At 38.8% G+C, this 17,346-nt stretch carries 23 protein-coding genes; 17 read left to right on the top strand and 6 right to left on the bottom strand.

Translation table 11 applies throughout. The features are described 5' to 3' along the window. Window positions 1-23 precede the first annotated feature (23 nt). The 5 genes from BBI00_RS16480 to BBI00_RS16460 all read left to right on the top strand — a co-directional run bounded on the left by BBI00_RS16480 (window position 24) and on the right by BBI00_RS16460 (window position 3,716). On the top strand, window positions 24-1,226 hold the full coding sequence (locus BBI00_RS16480; protein ID WP_065399962.1) for a BaiN/RdsA family NAD(P)/FAD-dependent oxidoreductase: 1,203 nt from the start codon (window positions 24-26) through the stop codon (window positions 1,224-1,226). A 2-nt stretch (window positions 1,227-1,228) separates the two neighbouring features. Then, window positions 1,229-1,657 (top strand): energy transducer TonB, encoded by a 429-nt coding sequence (locus tag BBI00_RS16475; protein WP_065399961.1) that lies wholly within the window; start codon window positions 1,229-1,231, stop codon window positions 1,655-1,657. A gap of 90 nt (window positions 1,658-1,747) precedes the next feature. Then, a complete protein-coding gene (locus tag BBI00_RS16470) occupies window positions 1,748-2,155 on the top strand; it encodes a hypothetical protein (protein ID WP_065399960.1) in 408 nt (135 codons plus the stop codon). Window positions 2,156-2,160: 5 nt separating this feature from the next. Then, window positions 2,161-2,799 carry a DUF2306 domain-containing protein gene (locus BBI00_RS16465; RefSeq protein WP_065399959.1) on the top strand — a complete coding sequence of 213 codons (639 nt, stop codon included), beginning with the start codon at window positions 2,161-2,163 and terminating at the stop codon, window positions 2,797-2,799. Further along, window positions 2,796-3,716 carry a YARHG domain-containing protein gene (locus tag BBI00_RS16460; RefSeq protein ID WP_065399958.1) on the top strand — a complete coding sequence of 307 codons (921 nt, stop codon included), beginning with the start codon at window positions 2,796-2,798 and terminating at the stop codon, window positions 3,714-3,716. The genes BBI00_RS16465 and BBI00_RS16460 overlap by 4 nt, the downstream gene beginning before the upstream one ends. A gap of 10 nt (window positions 3,717-3,726) precedes the next feature. On the opposite strand, the gene BBI00_RS16455 is transcribed toward BBI00_RS16460, so the two are convergent. The 3 genes from BBI00_RS16455 to BBI00_RS16445 form a co-directional block, all read right to left on the bottom strand. After that, window positions 3,727-4,128 (bottom strand): ribosomal maturation YjgA family protein, encoded by a 402-nt coding sequence (locus BBI00_RS16455; protein WP_065399957.1) that lies wholly within the window; start codon window positions 4,126-4,128, stop codon window positions 3,727-3,729. A 69-nt stretch (window positions 4,129-4,197) separates the two neighbouring features. Then, window positions 4,198-4,851, bottom strand: coding sequence for a thioredoxin family protein (locus tag BBI00_RS16450; protein ID WP_083988555.1), 654 nt, complete (start codon window positions 4,849-4,851; stop codon window positions 4,198-4,200). A gap of 12 nt (window positions 4,852-4,863) precedes the next feature. Then, the gene (locus tag BBI00_RS16445; RefSeq protein ID WP_065399956.1) at window positions 4,864-5,352 is read right to left on the bottom strand and encodes a TlpA family protein disulfide reductase; all 489 of its coding nucleotides are present in this window, start codon (window positions 5,350-5,352) and stop codon (window positions 4,864-4,866) included. Between the two features lie 150 nt (window positions 5,353-5,502). Between BBI00_RS16445 and BBI00_RS23400 the strand changes: the two genes are divergently transcribed. From BBI00_RS23400 to BBI00_RS23390, 4 genes are all read left to right on the top strand, one after another. Beyond that, window positions 5,503-5,661 carry a hypothetical protein gene (locus BBI00_RS23400; protein WP_165602548.1) on the top strand — a complete coding sequence of 53 codons (159 nt, stop codon included), beginning with the start codon at window positions 5,503-5,505 and terminating at the stop codon, window positions 5,659-5,661. A gap of 37 nt (window positions 5,662-5,698) precedes the next feature. Next, the gene (locus BBI00_RS23115; RefSeq protein WP_123843887.1) at window positions 5,699-5,857 is read left to right on the top strand and encodes a bacteriocin; all 159 of its coding nucleotides are present in this window, start codon (window positions 5,699-5,701) and stop codon (window positions 5,855-5,857) included. Window positions 5,858-5,947: 90 nt separating this feature from the next. Continuing rightward, window positions 5,948-6,112 carry a hypothetical protein gene (locus BBI00_RS23395; protein WP_165602547.1) on the top strand — a complete coding sequence of 55 codons (165 nt, stop codon included), beginning with the start codon at window positions 5,948-5,950 and terminating at the stop codon, window positions 6,110-6,112. Between the two features lie 30 nt (window positions 6,113-6,142). Next, window positions 6,143-6,301 carry a hypothetical protein gene (locus tag BBI00_RS23390; protein WP_165602546.1) on the top strand — a complete coding sequence of 53 codons (159 nt, stop codon included), beginning with the start codon at window positions 6,143-6,145 and terminating at the stop codon, window positions 6,299-6,301. 31 nt (window positions 6,302-6,332) lie between these two features. Here BBI00_RS23390 and mutS read toward each other — a convergent pair whose 3' ends face one another. After that, window positions 6,333-8,921, bottom strand: coding sequence for a DNA mismatch repair protein MutS (gene mutS, locus BBI00_RS16440; RefSeq protein WP_065399955.1), 2,589 nt, complete (start codon window positions 8,919-8,921; stop codon window positions 6,333-6,335). 124 nt (window positions 8,922-9,045) lie between these two features. Here mutS and BBI00_RS16435 point away from each other — a divergent pair, with 124 nt between their 5' ends. Next, the gene (locus BBI00_RS16435; RefSeq protein ID WP_065399954.1) at window positions 9,046-9,576 is read left to right on the top strand and encodes a GNAT family N-acetyltransferase; all 531 of its coding nucleotides are present in this window, start codon (window positions 9,046-9,048) and stop codon (window positions 9,574-9,576) included. A 122-nt stretch (window positions 9,577-9,698) separates the two neighbouring features. Here BBI00_RS16435 and BBI00_RS16430 read toward each other — a convergent pair whose 3' ends face one another. Then, a complete protein-coding gene (locus BBI00_RS16430; RefSeq protein WP_065399953.1) occupies window positions 9,699-10,577 on the bottom strand; it encodes a cupin-like domain-containing protein in 879 nt (292 codons plus the stop codon). Window positions 10,578-10,823: 246 nt separating this feature from the next. Here BBI00_RS16430 and BBI00_RS16420 point away from each other — a divergent pair, with 246 nt between their 5' ends. Then, window positions 10,824-11,702 (top strand): bestrophin family protein, encoded by an 879-nt coding sequence (locus tag BBI00_RS16420; protein ID WP_065399951.1) that lies wholly within the window; start codon window positions 10,824-10,826, stop codon window positions 11,700-11,702. Window positions 11,703-11,714: 12 nt separating this feature from the next. Here BBI00_RS16420 and BBI00_RS16415 read toward each other — a convergent pair whose 3' ends face one another. Beyond that, window positions 11,715-12,314, bottom strand: coding sequence for a hypothetical protein (locus tag BBI00_RS16415; RefSeq protein WP_065399950.1), 600 nt, complete (start codon window positions 12,312-12,314; stop codon window positions 11,715-11,717). Window positions 12,315-12,369: 55 nt separating this feature from the next. On the opposite strand from BBI00_RS16415, the gene BBI00_RS16410 reads away from it, so the two are divergent. From BBI00_RS16410 to accD, 6 genes are all read left to right on the top strand, one after another. Then, on the top strand, window positions 12,370-12,990 hold the full coding sequence (locus tag BBI00_RS16410; protein WP_065399949.1) for a toxin-antitoxin system YwqK family antitoxin: 621 nt from the start codon (window positions 12,370-12,372) through the stop codon (window positions 12,988-12,990). A 5-nt stretch (window positions 12,991-12,995) separates the two neighbouring features. After that, window positions 12,996-13,526: an RNA methyltransferase gene (locus tag BBI00_RS16405; RefSeq protein ID WP_065399948.1), complete on the top strand. Its 531-nt coding sequence runs from the start codon at window positions 12,996-12,998 to the stop codon at window positions 13,524-13,526. Window positions 13,527-13,713: 187 nt separating this feature from the next. Continuing rightward, window positions 13,714-14,367: a CBS domain-containing protein gene (locus tag BBI00_RS16400; RefSeq protein ID WP_065399947.1), complete on the top strand. Its 654-nt coding sequence runs from the start codon at window positions 13,714-13,716 to the stop codon at window positions 14,365-14,367. A gap of 1 nt (window position 14,368) precedes the next feature. Beyond that, window positions 14,369-15,235, top strand: coding sequence for an NAD kinase (locus BBI00_RS16395; RefSeq protein WP_065399946.1), 867 nt, complete (start codon window positions 14,369-14,371; stop codon window positions 15,233-15,235). A 70-nt stretch (window positions 15,236-15,305) separates the two neighbouring features. Beyond that, window positions 15,306-16,376 (top strand): class II fructose-bisphosphate aldolase, encoded by a 1,071-nt coding sequence (fbaA, locus tag BBI00_RS16390; protein WP_065399945.1) that lies wholly within the window; start codon window positions 15,306-15,308, stop codon window positions 16,374-16,376. A 90-nt stretch (window positions 16,377-16,466) separates the two neighbouring features. Beyond that, entirely contained in the window at window positions 16,467-17,321 is an 855-nt protein-coding gene (gene accD, locus BBI00_RS16385; RefSeq protein ID WP_047426596.1) for an acetyl-CoA carboxylase, carboxyltransferase subunit beta, read from the top strand. The last annotated feature ends 25 nt before the right edge of the window (window positions 17,322-17,346 follow it).

Here is a 17,346-nt window from a genome sequence, read left to right as displayed (position 1 = left end):
CTTCAGCATAGGATTACATATACATGAAACAGATCATCATAATCGGAGGCGGTGCTGCAGGCTTTTTCTGCGCATCCAACCTTGACGGAAATAAATACAGTATTACGATTTTAGAACAGAACTCAGACGTCCTTCAGAAAGTAAAAATTTCGGGAGGAGGGCGTTGTAATGTGACCCACGCCTGCTTTGACCCCAGAGATCTGGTACAGTTTTATCCCCGCGGAAATAAAGAATTATTAAGTGTTTTCACCAAATTCCAGCCGGGAGACACCATGGAATGGTTTGACCAGCGAAATGTTCCGCTGAAAGTAGAAAATGACAACAGAACGTTTCCTGAAAGCAATTCTTCCCAGACCATCATCAATACTTTTTTGGATGAAACCCGGAAGAAGAATGTTACGGTAAAAACAAAATGCACGGTAAAAGAAATTGAAAAACAGGATGAAAAATATATAGTAAGAACAAATTCCGGTGATTTTGAAGCCGATTATATCGTTTATACTACCGGAAGTTCTCCAAAATCACTGAAAATCGTTGAACATCTCGGACATAAGATTGTTCCTCTTGTTCCTTCTCTTTTTACATTTAATATTAAAGATGAACTGCTGAAAGATCTCCCGGGAACCAGCTTTGAAAACGCCGGGATCTCAATTCCCCAAGTGAAAACAGATGAAAGCGGACCATTGTTAATTACTCATTGGGGGCTTTCCGGACCTGCTGTTCTGAAGATTTCGGCATGGGAAGCCATTAGCCTTGCTAAACTTAAATATAACTTTGAAATAGAAGTCAACTTTATCTCGACAGATATGGATGAAGCTGAGGAGATGTTTCAGAATTTTAAACAAAATAATCCTAAAAAAAGCATCGGACAATCCAGGATTTTTGAAATCACCAACCGATTCTGGCAGAAAATTTTAGAAATTTCAAAGATTGACCTTAACAAACAGGTGGCTAATATTTCCGGAAAAGAAATGCAGAAAATCCTGGAAAATCTCTGTAAAAAGAAATTTCAGGTAACAGGGAAATCGACTTTCAAAGATGAGTTCGTAACCGCAGGAGGTGTTGATTTAAAGGAAATTAACTTCAAAAATATGTCTTCAAAGCTTCTTCCTAATTTCTATATTGCCGGAGAGGTTTTAAATATAGATGCCGTAACAGGTGGATTCAATTTTCAGGCCTGCTGGAGTGAAGGATGGCTGATTGCACAGGACTTAAATACTTTATAAATATGAAAAAAACAGTAATCCTTATTTTCCTGTTGGGAGCTCAGCTTGCCTTTTCTCAAACTACACAACAGGAAGGGCAGCAACCGACACCGTCATCAACTGACAGCAATACTGCACCTCAACCTGATGATACTTTTGATACCGCTGTGGAATATCCGGGAGGTATGACTGCATTGAGAACAGATATCGGTATGATCTTCGATCCTTCAAAAATTGGGAATTCCTCTAAAATATCCAAATCTATGACAACGTTTGACGTGAATCCTGACGGGAGCATCAGTTCTGTTTCAACAACAGGAAATAACCCTGCCCTGAATAAAGAAATGGATCGTGTTATAAAAACCTTAAAAACCAAATGGATCCCCGCTACTAAAAACGGACAGGCGATTAAGTCAACGTATCATATTCCGATGACTTTAAGTAATAATTAAAATTCTTCAGAAGAAACTCCAGAAAATCGTAAAGTCGGTTACGTGATTTCAACATTGCATTAAAATGATTATTTTTACTGAAATATAGATATGAAAAAAATAGTAATATTCATTGCATTTCTTGGGTTCGGGCTAGCCTTTTCTCAGGAAAAGAAAACAGAGGAACCATCGGATTATCCTCCAAAAGGTGCAGTTTCTGAAGAGCGTAAACAGGCTGAATATCCAGGAGGCATCAATACATTCATGAGGGACGTTTTTAAAAAAATAAATACCAAAAAGCTCAAAGGCGGTGCAGGAAAGGCGCAGGCCAATGCCAGGTTCTCCGTCAACACTCAGGGAGAAATAGACAAACTTGTTGTAACGGGAAACAATGAAACGGTAAATAAGGAGGTGGAAAGGGTTATGAGATCCATGAAAACCAAGTGGGTGCCCGGAGAGCTCAAAGGAAATCCTGTAGAAACCATGTATAATCTTCCCTTCATCGTCAATTTTGATTAAATACAATGCTTTCCGCCAGAAGAAATACCACTGTTTTCTTTACAGTCCTTTTAATCATAGGATTCGGGTATTTCTTTTGGCTGATGCTAAAGATTACACTGGAATATATTCCCATAGATCCGAATGTCAGTTTCCTGATGATCAAGCAGACGGAAGTCACGGCAAGACCGGAATACCTCAGCTTTTTCTACACCCACGTTTACACCAGTATTTTTGTGCTTCTTTCAGGTTTTCTGGCGATCCTCAGAAAAGATTTCGGTATCAGAAATTTCCACGGAAATATGGGAAAGGTCTATATTTTCCTGATTCTGATCTTTGCTGCGTCTTCGGGGATTTATATGGGAGTATTTGCAAACGGAGGGATAGTATCTAAAATTTCATTTGTCATTCTCGGGATTTTATGGTGGTTTTCTACGTTGAAGGCCTACCGGCTTGCGAGGCAGAAAAAATTTAAGCAGCATAAGCAGTGGATGTGGCGGAGTTTTGCTTTTACATTATCTGCGATCACCTTGCGGATGTGGAAAGTTATTATTGTATATTTATTTCATCCCAATCCTATGGATGTCTACCAGATCATCGCATGGCTGGGCTGGGTTCCCAATATCCTTTTAATTGAATATTTAATCACAAAAAAACAGATATGAAAATTCTAAATTACACCTTTATCTCTTTGCTTACAGTTGCTTTAATAGGCTGTAAAAAAGATGGAAAGACCAATGAATCCGGGAAAGATTCTTTAACTGCAAAAAAAGATTCTGTGGTAATACCGGAAGTTCATCAGGAATATTACGGGATTTATACAGGCGATTTCGCCGGAATGGAGAAAGCCGTAGATGAATATGATGGCTCGGAGTATGATGTAGACATGTACAAGAAGATTTCTCTGAAGATCAACAGGATCACAAAAGACAGTGTTTATGGGCAAAGTATCGTCAATGGTAATCAGCGCCCGTTCAGAGGGGTTTTCAATGAATCGTCAAAATCTTTTGTACTGGATGAGCCCGGCAATGATAAAACAGACGGCAGGTTTGAAGTAAAACTGAATGGTGACAGCTTAACCGGGAAATGGAATGCCTTCAACAAATCAGCGGTTAAATCGCCTCTAAAAACGTTGAAATTGACGAAAAAAGAGTTTGTCTATAACCCTAATTTTATGCTGGATAAAGATTCTAATCTTGTAGACTGGTCCAATCCTAAGGATTTTGTTGAAAAATATACGGACACAGACACCGGTAAAACGGAAAGCTATACCACCTCCAAAAACAGGGTAGCTTCTGAGGCCGTATTCAAGCTGAATGCCTCTAAACAGAAACTGACAGAAAAGGATCTTAAAAATTTAAGAAAACTCGACCTTGAAATTATCAAAAACTCTGTATTTGCAAGACACGGCTATTCCTTTAAAAAAGAAACGTACAGAAATTTCTTTGAGCAGACAGACTGGTATATTCCTGTTTCCAATAATGTAGATAACGAACTTACTCCTATGGAAAAAGAAAATGTAGCATTGCTGAACCGTTTTACCAAATATGCAGAGGATAAATATGACAGTTTTGGCAGATAGATTACAGGGATCAGGAATTAGAGGCTGAAGGCAGGTTTTTATTTTTTGCCATTCTTACGGATAGATAGAGCAGCAGGCAGCCTACGGCATAACAGAGAATATCAATCCATGAGAATGAGTTTCCGATCACAATATACATCAGGCTTCCAGGACGGAAGCCTGATTTTTCTGCGACATGGAAATACTGTGCAAATTCTACCAGAAACGAAAATACCAGGATTCCCAGGATCAGCTTCTGGTCATTCATCTTCACAAAAGTCTTTACAAAGGTATAGAGAAGCATTACCACAATTACATCACCGAGATAGGCTCTTACAAAGAAAATATGTTCCAGTTTTGTAGCAATCAGAACTTCCACAAGAAAAATAAAAACGGTCAGAAGGAGGTATTTCAGGCTGAATTGTAGTTTCATCTATGTTCGTTTTAAGGCATAAAAAATCGGCATTCCGGAAATACCGATTGTATTATATCAGCAAATATATTACTTCTTCACTTTGATTGTACATCCGATGGCAACCGTTTTTGTCATTTTCACCGGCTCACCTTTGATTAAAGCATTTACAGCATCCTGAGCATAATATTCCGATACATCGGCGGGATTATCATAATTGTTGTCGATAGCTCCTATGTATTTTACGATATTTTTCCCATTTTCTTTCTGTAATACAAAGACATGCGGGGTTTTTGTTGCCCCATACTGAGGATAAATTTTCTGCCCTTCATCTACCAGATACGGAAAAGTAAAACCTTTCTGCTTTGCCCTTTCAATCATCTGCTGATAACCGTCTTCAGGCTGTACATTGGGATCATTAGGGTTGATGGCAATAACAGGATATCCCTGAGCCTTGTATTTCTTATCAAGCTCAATAATCCTGTCTTCATATTTCTTCGCATACGGGCAGTGATTGCAGGTAAATATGACAATAAATCCTTTGGCACTTTTAAAGTCACTCAAAGAAACCATTTTGCCGTCAATGTTTTTAAGCTTAAAATCAGTGGCTTCATCCCCTACTTCATAGCCTTTTTTAGAAGTGTTATTTTCTTTATTTGGATGGTGATCGTGATTGGATGCAGTAAAGCTCAACAGTCCCAAAGCCGCAATGAATGCCATCATTACAATTTTCATATTTTTCATAACAGGTTATTTTTAGTGTAGATTTTCATTAATTACTTTTTCAAGGTCTTCCTTGCCCATTTCACCATCATTAAAATGAAATTTTTCCCCATTTTTATAAAACAGCGTTACCGGAATATTGCCATCCCAGTCTTTTTCAAATCTTGGGATCCAGGTATTCATCCTTTTGATATCATCCAATAGAACCACCTCCGCAGTCAGATTTTTACTTTTGATGAATTTTAATACTCTTTCCTTATCTGCCAAACGGTCTAATGAAACCAGAATCATTTTAAATTTTGGATCATTTGCATGTTGACTGTTCACCTCCATAAAGTGAGGCAGTTCTTTGACACAGGGGGCGCAGGTTGTTGACCAGAAATTAACCACAAGCAGTTGATCCTTTTCCTCCTGAATACGCTTTTCCAGGTCTTCATATTTCACTATGGAAATTGTGGTCTGCTGTGCTTTGAAAACAGTAAAACATAGACACAGGGCTAAAAGCCGGATACAATTCTTCATATTCAAATTTAATCATTGCTTTATTTTCTCTATGACTATCAGCCTGTTAAACTTTGTTAATTATTGCATAAAAATGTTATTTTCTTTCACCACCTATTGAATTATTTGAAATAAAATGTAAATTAGCTTACAGTTAAAACTAAAATTATCATGAAAAAATCAGACTTTCAAAAGAAAAAACTCACAAAAAGCGAATTGAAAGAAATCAATGGAGGAAACGGACCGGTAATATGCCCGGAAGGATTATGCAAGATTGGTGAAGATCAATATGTAATCGGACCAGTTGGCAGAGACGGATATTGCTGTTAATGTATTGAACCTGAACACGAACCAAATTAAAATTATCATGAAAAAATCAAGCATTCAAAAAAGAAAACTGACAAAAAATGAATTAAAACAGATCAATGGGGGCGGCACAATTTGTCCCGGAACCTGCTTCTGCAACATTGATGGTGACGGAGAGATAAGAATAGGCGCATGTGACAGCAAAGGAAGATGTTGTTAGGCAGCATTCAATAAAAATCCAGTGATCGGAGAAGATCTTCGGTCACTTTTTATTTAAAACAGAAAATAAATTCACCAAATTAAAATCATTATGAAAAAGTCAAACAATCCAAAAAGAAAGCTCGGCAAAACTGAGCTGAAAGAAATCAGTGGCGGATTAAGACCTGTCTGCCCGAGAGTGATAAGCTGTACAGACCCGAATACCGGAGAAGAAAGATACGGAGTTCCCGGCATGCAGGATGGATTTTGCTGTTAATCCGGTTGATAACATTTAAACAAAAGCAATATGAAAACATCAGATATTCAGAAAAGAAAGCTTTCTAAAGCAGAACTGAAAGACATCAACGGAGGTGCTGCAGCCTGCGCAGAAGGTCTGTGTAAGCTAAGAGGAGTAAGCCACTTCCTTATTATCGGCCCAAGAGGTAAAGACGGCTACTGCTGTTAATTTCAATACTTAAAAACAAAAAATGATTGGATTATCCTCCAATCATTTTTTTTATGGCATTCAGCTTCATTAAAGCTTCAAGCGGTGTCAGGGTATTGATATCTATCTTGGTAAGCTCTTCCCGGATATTCTCCAGAACAGGATCATCCAGCTGGAAGAAAGAAAGCTGCATATTTTCTTCAGTCACTCTTTTGATGCTTTCCGATGAATTGCTTCCCTGGGTTCTGCTCGCTTCGAGTGTTTTAAGGATTTCATTCGCTCTGTTGACTACTTTTGCAGGCATACCGGCCAGTTTTGCAACGTGGATACCGAAGCTGTGCTCACTTCCTCCCGGAATCAGTTTTCTAAGGAAAATAATGTTTCCTTTATTCTCCTGGATGGATACGTGGAAGTTTTTTACCCTTTCAAAGTTCACCGTCATTTCATTCAGCTCATGATAATGGGTTGCAAACAGCGTTTTAGACTGTGTAGGATGCTGATGCAGGTATTCGGCGATGGCCCACGCAATGGAAACTCCGTCATAGGTAGAAGTTCCACGCCCGATCTCATCAAGTAAAATAAGGCTTCTTTCCGAAATATTATTCAGGATATTGGCAGCTTCATTCATCTCAACCATGAAAGTGGATTCTCCTGCAGAGATGTTATCAGTAGCTCCTACCCTTGTAAAGATCTTATCCAGCATTCCGATTTCAGCATGTTTCGCAGGTACAAAACTTCCGATCTGAGCCAGAAGACATACAATAGCAGTCTGACGCAGGATCGCCGATTTACCGGCCATGTTCGGACCGGTCACCATAATGATCTGCTGAGAGTCTTTATCCAGGAAAATATCGTTGGGAATATATTTTTCTCCTAATGGAAGGGCATTTTCAATAATCGGGTGTCTTGCCTCTTTCAGGTCAATTGCATAGCCGTCATTCAGGATAGGTTTTGTATAGCTTTCAGAAACAGCCAGTTCAGATAATCCGGAAGCTACATCAAGCTGCGCAATGATATTGGAATTCCCCTGAATCTGGTCAATATACACCATTGTTTCAGAACATACATTTCTGTACAGTGAAGCTTCCAGAACCCCGATTTTTTCTTCGGCACCCAGAATCTGATTTTCATATTCCTTCAATTCTTCGGTAATGTATCGTTCAGCATTCACAAGGGTCTGCTTTCTTACCCAGTCATCAGGAACTTTATCTTTATGGGTGTTCCGGACTTCAATATAGTATCCGAAAACGTTGTTAAAATCAATTTTAAGGCTTGTAATTCCTGTCCTTTCAATCTCTCTCTGGCACATTTCATCCAGGAAGCCACGGCCTTTGCTCTGAAGATTTCTCAGACGGTCCAGTTCTTCAGAAACACCTTCCTTGATGATATTTCCTTTGGCAAGGCTTACCGGAAGCTCTTCGTTAAGATGATTTTGGAGGAATTTAATCAGTTCTTCAAGGTCAAATAATGGCTCCAGCCATGCCAGCACCTCTGCATGAGGATGCAATAACGCTTTGATTTTATGAATATTAATTAAACTTTGGCGTAAATATCCAAGTTCTTTAGGTGAGATTTTTTCTGCAGCCAGTTTCCCCATCAACCTGTCCAGATCGGAAATAGACTTCAGCAGTTGGCAGATCTCGTATTTCAACGGATCATTTTCATTTAAGAAATCAATCAGGGAAAGCCTTCTCATAATCTCATCCACAGATTTTAAAGGAAGAATGATCCTTCTTCTCAGCAATCGTCCTCCCATGGGAGTGGAAGTCTTATCAATAATATCAAGTAATGATTTACCCTGTGGATTGCTCGGATAAACAATTTCAAGGTTTCTCAACGTAAAGTTATCCATCATCAGATAATCTTCCTGCGGAATAACCTGAAGCTTTGTAATATGGGAAAGCAGATTGTGATGGGTATCTTCTACCAGATAAGCAAAAATGGCTCCTGCTGCGGTGATGGCCAATGGAAGGTTTTCAACGCCAAAACCTTTTAATGAATTGGTTTTAAAGTGACCGGTCAGTTTCTCGTAGGCAAAATTGTATTGAAATGCCCAGTCTTCAAGCTTAAAGGCATTTTTATTTTTAAACTGTTCCGGGATCTGTACACTTCGCTGGAAAATGATCTCACTCGGATCAAAGGTATTCACAATGTGTAACAGCTTCTCCAGGTTTCCTTCACTTACCAGGAATTCTCCTGTAGAGATATCTACGAGGGCAATTCCGTATTTCTCTTTTTCTTTATGCAGAGAAAGCAGGAAGTTGTTCTTTTTTGAATTCAGCACCTGATCGTTGAAAGTAACTCCGGGTGTAACCAGTTCCGTTACTCCTCTTTTTACAATTCCTTTCACCATTTTCGGATCTTCCAGCTGATCACAGATCGCCACTCTCATCCCTGCCCTCACCAGTTTCGGAAGGTAAGAATCTATAGAATGATGTGGGAAACCGGCAAGTTCCACACTGCCTTCACCATTGTTCCTTTTGGTAAGAACAATACCCAGGATCTGGGATGTTTTCACGGCATCCTGCCCAAAAGTTTCATAAAAGTCACCTACCCTGAAAAGTAAAAGTGCATCAGGGTATTTTCCCTTGATGGTATTGTACTGAGTCATTAACGGGGTTTCCTTCTTCGATTTTGCCATAGTTAAAAATGAGCCCCAAATTTAAAAAAATAAATTCAGGGTTCGGGAATTGTTTAACGGTAATCCTACAGCTCTTTAGTTTATCAGTAATTAATCGTATTTTCACCATAAAATCAAATCACCCATGGAATTTCCTGTTTTAGAGACTGAAAGACTTATTTTACGACAACTTACTCCCCGCGATACTGAAGACCTTTTTGAATATTTTTCACTGGATGAAGTCATGGAATACTATGATCTGGCTCCCTTTAAAACACTGGACGATTCCCGGCAAATTATCCGGCACTTCAACAGTGAGTTTGAAAAAGGAAAAGGTTTCCGGTGGGCCCTGGAGCTTAAATCGGAACGAAGAGTAATCGGAACCTGCGGATATCACAACTGGTACCGGGACCATTTCAGGGCAGAAATCGGCTACGAACTCAACCCAAAATTCTGGAGGCAATATTATATGAAGGAAGCCATTCTTCCTATTCTTACATACGGTTTTGAAACCATGAGGCTACACCGGATAGATGCCTTCATTGATCCTGCCAATATTTCCTCTGAAAAGCTTTTAACTTCTTTAAACTTCACCCGGGAAGGTACCTTAAAAGACTATTTCTTTGAGAAAGGAAAATTTGTGGATGCAACAATCTTCGGATTGATTAATAAATAAGCGGGAAGCAAAAGACTGGAAGTATCTAATTATCACGTAATTGCTATTATCTTTTAACAGGTATTTAAGTGATACTAAGCTGTGAGAGTCTTCCGGCTCCCAATCTCCTTCTTCCTTCCTCTTTATTTTCCTGTCTTCAGATGTTTCTCCAGTGCCTCGGAGCTTTTCTTGTAGGCCCATTTCTGCTTGTAATCTACCCACCTGGCTTTAAAAAGCTTACGCATGAGTTTGTCTGTATATCTCATAATGAAAACATGATACAGCATATTGGCAAAAACATTCGGCTTATTGGGAAGTGCCCTTAGTGAGAGTGAGAATCCCGGCTCCAGATATCTGTTGAAATGCCAGAATGCTCCGGGAATAAACAGGGCATCACCATGCTCCATGAAAATTTCATAGCCTTTGGCATATTTCAGGGCCGGAAACTTTTCGTAATCCGGGTTTTCATAGTCTACATCATAAATAGTATGAACGGACAGCGGAACTTTATATAAAAAAGGTGACTGTTCCTGATCAAACAACAGAATTCTCTTCTTCCCTTCAAAGTGGATATGCATAAAATCTCCAAGATCCACATCATAATGCATCAGTACATGCGCTTCACTTCCTCCGAAGAATAAAGTCGGAAGCCTTTTAAAAAACTTGATTCCCAGATCCGGGTAAGTAAAATTTTTCAATAGTTCCGGAAGCCTGTCTGTAATGATATAGAAGAAGATACGCAGGTCTGAAGGTTTAGACTTTATGGTATCTATATACTCTTTCATCTTCATATTCGTAACCGGGGCATCAGAACTTTTTGCCGCATCAGCAGGTTTGTTGTCATACAGCGGAACTTCCTGATCGCCCGCTTTTTCACGGATATAAGCCAGATTCCATTTATCGAAGGCATCCCAGCGACTTGCAAAATTCCTGATCAAAAGAGGTTTCTGCTTTTTGAAATAGTTCTTCTGAAAATCTTCTTTACTGATATCATTTACAACATCTACGTTTTCGAGGATCATGTACTTTGTATTTAATGCGAAATAAAAATAGTATTTTTTTGAAAACTGCGAAAATTAAGATTAAAAGAAGCGGAGGCCGGAAGAAGGATGCAGGAGATCTCCTCTCTGCCTGCAAACCCTATAAATGTCACTCCATAAAAATCATTTTTATAGAAAACTTAAATCTCCTCTTCGGCTTCAATAACCTCCTGCTTCATGCTTCAGACTTCCTTACTTTATTTTATATTTGTGGTAATAAGTAAATTTATGCGAGTCTACAATACCAAACATTTTCTTAAAATCCTTTTCAGTTTACACAAAAGCGATACCCTGAAAATTCTTTTTCCGAGTATGCTTCTTGTAGGATTGTATTCTTGGGGAATTCAGTATCTGGAAGTAGAATACCTTCATCTTACTTCAAAATCAGGAATCAGCAATGTGGGAATGATTCACTCTCTGCTGGGCTTCGTACTTTCTCTTTTGCTGGTATTCAGAACAAATACGGCTTACGACAGATGGTGGGAAGGCAGAAAACTTTGGGGAAAGCTGGTGAATGATACTAGGAATTTTGCGATTAAAATCAATACCATTCTTGGTGATAACCGTCAGGATGCGGAACAGATCGCAAGATATCTGAAATTTTTCCCGCACTTTCTGGCCAAGCACCTGTCTAAAGAATCTACAAGACTGGCTCTGGATGAAGATTATTCCGAAATTGAAAAGTCGTTGAAAAACCACGGTCCCAGTGAAATGATCATTCTTTTGAACCATAAACTGAATATGCTGAAAAAAGAAGGAAAGATCTCAGAAATCGAAATGCTGTATTTAGACACCCAGCTTTCCGGATTTCTGGATGTATGCGGAGGCTGTGAAAGAATAAAAAACACCCCTATTCCTTATTCCTATTCATCGTTTATCAAGAAATTTATCATTCTCTACGTTTTTGCTTTGCCCATTGCCTATGTCATCACGATCGGCCTTTTTATGATTCCGCTTACGGTTTTCGTATATTATGTGCTGATGAGTCTGGAGCTTATTGCCGAAGAAATTGAAGATCCTTTCAACAATGATGAGAACGATATCCCCATGGAGACACTGGCTCAGAATATTGAGAAAAACGTACATCAGATTATGATCAGAAAATAAAAAATCAACCTTTTAAAGGTTGATTTCTTTTAATTCGCCGTCTTGCTTTATCTCTACAAATTTACTTTCCCTGTTGGCTGCGTCGTAGCCATAAAAAAATGTACTGTATATGGGAGTAGAGTAAAGATATGCCCCATAGCCGTTATAGGCATCTGAAGTTCCTGTTTGCTTTTGATAACTTGCCGTGGCAGTAAAATTTACAATGGTTTCAAGATAATATTTCCCCGGTTTTAATTTTTCAAACTTAAATCTTCCATGATCATCCGTTAAGGCTTCTACTCTGTATTTAAAAGCTTCTTCAGACATGTATACCGTAGTTTTTTTATTTTCATACTTTTTTCTCATGTTGTAAAACTCGTCAAAATAGGGCGTTACAGGAAAAAGCATAACAACGGTCCCTTTAGGGGCATAGTGTTTCTGGCCCAGCAATGGTTTGATTCCCCAGTTGTTTTTCTGTTTGGTAGAAGCAACCCCTTCTATGGTAGAATTCCCGAATCCAAGCATATCCCTGGCCAGTTTTTTATCAAAAAAAGCCTGTGGATAGTAAGTGTTCTGTGCATTGGAAGACACAAAAGCCATCATGAATATCAATAACATGAATAATTTTTTCATAGTATATTTTTGAGTCAAATATAAGTATTTTACTATTTTTGAAATAAAAATAGCTATGAAATACATTCTTCTACTATTCATTTCAGCATCTGCCCTTGTATGGGCGCAGAAACCCTGCGGATATAAAGACGGACTGCAGGAAGGATCCTGTAAAGAATTCTTCGATAACGGACAGGTAAAAAATATTGTAGAATGGAAAAAAGGCAAACGGGACGGTGATGCGGTTTTCTATCATGAAAACGGAAAATTACACGCAAAGGGAGAATATAAAAAAGACTTCAAAGTAAAGGAATGGAACTACTATGATAAAAACGGAACCATGACCGGCAAGGAAGTATACACCAACGGTGAGAAGAATATTTATGACAACAGCTTTATCGGCACATTTTATTCCCCTTCCGGAAAAGTAGAAGAAATTTCTCATTATAAATTTGCCAAACTGCATGGTGAAACCAAACTATTTCATGAAGACGGAAAATCCGTAAAACAGATAGGACAGTATGAAAACGGAATTGCCACCGGAAAATGGAAAGCATTCTACCCGTCCGGAAAGGTACAACGTGAAACCGAATTCGTGAATGATAAATGGAACGGCAACAGAGTGCATTACCGTGAAGACGGAAGCATAGAAAAAACAGAGGTCTATAAAGACGGAAAATTAATCTCAACAAAATAATACAATTGGTACAGAAACTAAAACTGGAAGAGCTCAACAGGATAGATGTAGAAACATTTAAGAAGGTTGAAAAAATTCCACTGGTCATCATTTTAGATAATATCAGAAGTATGCACAATGTGGGTGCAGCATTCAGAACGGCCGATGCTTTTCTGATTGAAAAAATAATCCTCTGCGGGATTACGCCACAGCCTCCTCACCGTGAAATACACAAAGCAGCACTGGGCGCTACGGAAAGTGTAGACTGGTCTCATGAAGAAGAAACCAACAATGCCATCGCAGATCTGAAAAGCAAAGGATACGAAATTATAGGTATTGAGCAGACTACCGGCAGCCGGCTGATTACTGATTTTACCATTGATCATTCGAAAAAATATGCGCTGATTTTGGGAAATGAGGTAGAAGGAATCAGTGATGAAGTTCTGCCGAATATTGATGTATTTCTGGAAATTCCACAGCTTGGAACCAAGCATTCTCTGAATGTAAGTGTATGTGCAGGAATTGTGATGTGGGAGTTTGCCAAAGCCCTAAAATAAAAAAACTGCATATGTCCTTAGTAGACAGTGCAGTTTGAAATAAATCTAATAAAAAGTAAAAATGAAAGGCGACAAAGGTACCTTTTTTTTCTTTACAAACAAATTTTAGAGCCATTTTTTTTATTTGAGTTTAAAAAAAGTGGTGATTTCAGAAAAAGTTTCATTTAATTTTTTATAAATTAGCACAATGTTTATCAAGGACTATATCTCAAAAGACTTCCCGTGTTTTAGCCTGTCTGATTCCATAGAATCGGCCAGAAATATGTTGGAGGACTTTGGATATTCCCATATTTTCATCAAAAAATCCCATCACTTCTATGGAGCGCTTGCCAAAGACTTTCTTTATGAAGAAGATGGCGGAACACTGAAGGACCTTGAGCATCAGATCGAACGTTTTGCGATTCTGGAAGACAACAATATTATGGACAGTATCCGTCTGTTTTATACGTTCAGTTCCAATGTGATCCCGGTAATCAACAAGAATGAAAAATATCTGGGGTATATTACCTGCGAAGATATTTTCCAGGACCTGTCCCGCTATCCTTTATTTTCAGAGTCAGGCGCTATCCTTACGATAGAAACACCGGCCAGAAAATACTCCATGACGGAGATTGCCAATATTATAGAGAGCAACAACTCAAAATTTTACGGAGGGTTCATAAGCTTTATGTCTGACGAGGTGATCCACATTACCATTAAGATCAGCAATGAAAATCTGGCCTCGATAGACTCTACTTTTGACCGGTACGATTACAGAATTGTAGAAAAATACTATTCTGATGAGAAAACCGATCTGTTTAAAGACCGATTTGGTTTTTTCCAAAAATTCATAGAAATATAACATGAAGGCAGCCATATATTCACAGAAAAAGGATCTTGATACTTTTTTATATTTAAGCAAGTTTATCTCTGAACTTGAAACCAGAGGTGTAAAATCCGTCCTGTATGATGAAATGGCTGAAGCGCTTCAGTTTTCAAAGATCTTCGAAACCTTCAACTGCAAGCAGGACCTTCTGGATAAAGAAGTAGATCTGTTCTTCACCTTCGGTGGGGACGGAACCATTGTAAACTCTTTAACGTTCATTGAAGATCTTGAAATTCCGGTGGTGGGAGTGAATACAGGAAGGCTTGGATTTCTGGCATTCTTTACGAAGGAGGAAGCTTTCAAAGAGCTGGATTCCATCTTAAAAGGAAATGTAAAGACAAGCCGCCGTTCCGTCATAGAAGTCGTATCTCCGGAACTGGAAGGAGCTTTTCCTTACGCCCTGAACGACGTCACCGTTTCCAGGAAAGAAACCACTTCCATGATCACCGTAGATTCTTATATCAATGATGAATTTCTGAACGTATTCTGGGGAGATGGGGTTATCATTTCGACACCCACAGGATCTACCGCCTATTCTTTAAGCTGTGGCGGACCCATCATTTCTCCGAACAACGAAAATTTTGTCATCACACCTATTGCCCCTCACAACCTGAATGTGAGACCTTTAGTAGTGAATGATAAAGTGGAAATCAAATTCAGGGTGGAAAGCCGGGTACCACAATATTCCCTTTCCCTGGACTCCAGACTGATCCATATTGAAACGGATAAAGAAATCATTATCAGAAAGGCATCATTTCAGCTTCTTCTGGTTCAGCCCAACAGTTTGAGCTTTTACGAAACCATCCGTCAGAAGCTGCTTTGGGGACGGGACAAAAGAAATTAGTAATTTCTTAAAAATGATTACCTTTACACGAAATTAAAACACCTAATAATTTTATAATAAAAAGCAAAACATGAGCAGAATTTTTCCGGCAGGAGTTGCCACAGGCCAGTTAGTTACTGATATCTTTCAGTATGCTAAAGAAAATAAATTTGCACTACCTGCAGTAAACGTAATTGGATCAAGCAACGTAAACGCTACGATGGAAACTGCAGCGAAATTGAATTCTCCTGTAATTATTCAGTTTTCAAACGGTGGTGCTGCTTTCAATGCAGGAAAAGGATTAAGCAATGACGGACAAAAGTCTGCAATCTTAGGAGCTATCGCAGGTGCCAAACACATTCACACCCTTGCTGAAGCTTACGGAGCAACAGTAATTTTACACACAGACCACTGTGCTAAAAAATTACTTCCGTGGATCGACGGATTAATGGATGCTAACGAAGAATTCTTCAGACAGACAGGAAAATCTCTTTACTCTTCTCACATGTTGGACCTTTCTGAAGAGCCTTTGGAAGAAAACATCGAGATTTCAGCTCAATATTTCGAAAGAATGGCGAAACTTCAGATGACTCTTGAAGTGGAGATCGGGGTAACAGGTGGTGAAGAAGACGGTGTTGACAACTCAGACGTTGATAATTCCAAACTATATACTCAGCCTGAAGATGTAGCGTATACTTACGAAAAATTAAAGGCTATTTCTGATAACTTTACCATCGCTGCGGCATTCGGTAACGTACACGGAGTTTACAAACCTGGAAATGTGGTTCTTACCCCAAAAATCCTTGACAACTCTCAGAAATATGTTCAGGAGAAATTCGGAACTGCAGCTAAGCCTGTTAATTTCGTATTCCACGGTGGATCAGGATCTACTTTAGAAGAGATCAGAGAAGCTATTGACTACGGAGTGATCAAAATGAATATCGATACTGACCTTCAGTTTGCTTATACAGAAGGCGTTAGAGATTATATGGTAAACAATATTGATTATTTAAGAGCTCAAATCGGAAACCCTGAAGGAGAAGAAAAACCTAACAAGAAATTCTATGACCCGAGAGTTTGGGTAAGAAAAGGTGAGGAAACTTTCTCTGCAAGATTGGTAAAAGCATTTGAAGATTTAAATAACGTAAATACTTTAAAATAAGACTGTACATTTGTATCAATGTAAAAAGGATCCGTAAGGAATGCATTTACATTGATACATTTTACATTTATACATTAATACAATTTAAAAATGGCATTCGACTGGTTTAAAAGAAAAGCAAAAAACATTACCACCTCTACTGATGAAAAAAAGGACGTTCCCAAGGGCCTATGGCATCAGACTCCATCAGGAAAAGTTGTGGAACATGATGAACTAAAGAGAAATAATTATGTTTCTCCTGAAGACGGATTTCATGTAAGAATAGGAAGTGCGGAATTTTTTGACATCCTTTTTGACGGCGGTAAATTCACCGAACTGGATGCCAATGTAGAAAGTATTGATATCTTAAACTTTAAAGATACAAAGCCTTACAAAGACCGTCTGAAGGAAGTAAAAGCTAAAACCAAGCTTACGGATTCCATCAGAAATGCCGTAGGAACCGTAAAAGGAACCGAAATGGTAGTTTCCTGTATGGACTTTGCTTTCATCGGAGGATCTTTAGGTTCCGTAATGGGTGAAAAGATCAGAAGAGCAATAGATTACTGTATCGCACACAAGCTTCCGTATATGATCATCTGTCAGTCCGGAGGGGCAAGAATGCAGGAGGCTACTTATTCTTTGATGCAGCTGGCTAAGGTACAGGCGAAATTGGCTCAGCTTTCAGAAGCGGGTCTTTTATACATCGCTTACCTTTGTGACCCTACATTCGGTGGAATCACAGCTTCTTTTGCTATGACGGCTGATATCATCATGGCAGAACCGGGAGCTCTTATCGGGTTTGCAGGGCCAAGAGTAATCCGTGAGACCATCGGTAGAGATTTACCGGAAGGTTTCCAGACCTCAGAATTCTTACAGGAAAAAGGATTTGTAGATTTCATCGTAAAAAGAACAGAAATTCAGGATACTGTTGCCAAAACGGTTAATTTATTAGCGGTAAAAGCATAGTATCTGTAACAAAAACAATACTGTC

Source organism: Chryseobacterium arthrosphaerae, assembly GCF_001684965.1.
GTDB lineage: Bacteria > Bacteroidota > Bacteroidia > Flavobacteriales > Weeksellaceae > Chryseobacterium > Chryseobacterium arthrosphaerae.
The sequence above is the reverse complement of the archived record's forward strand: the minus strand, read 5'-3'. Positions and strand labels throughout refer to the sequence as shown.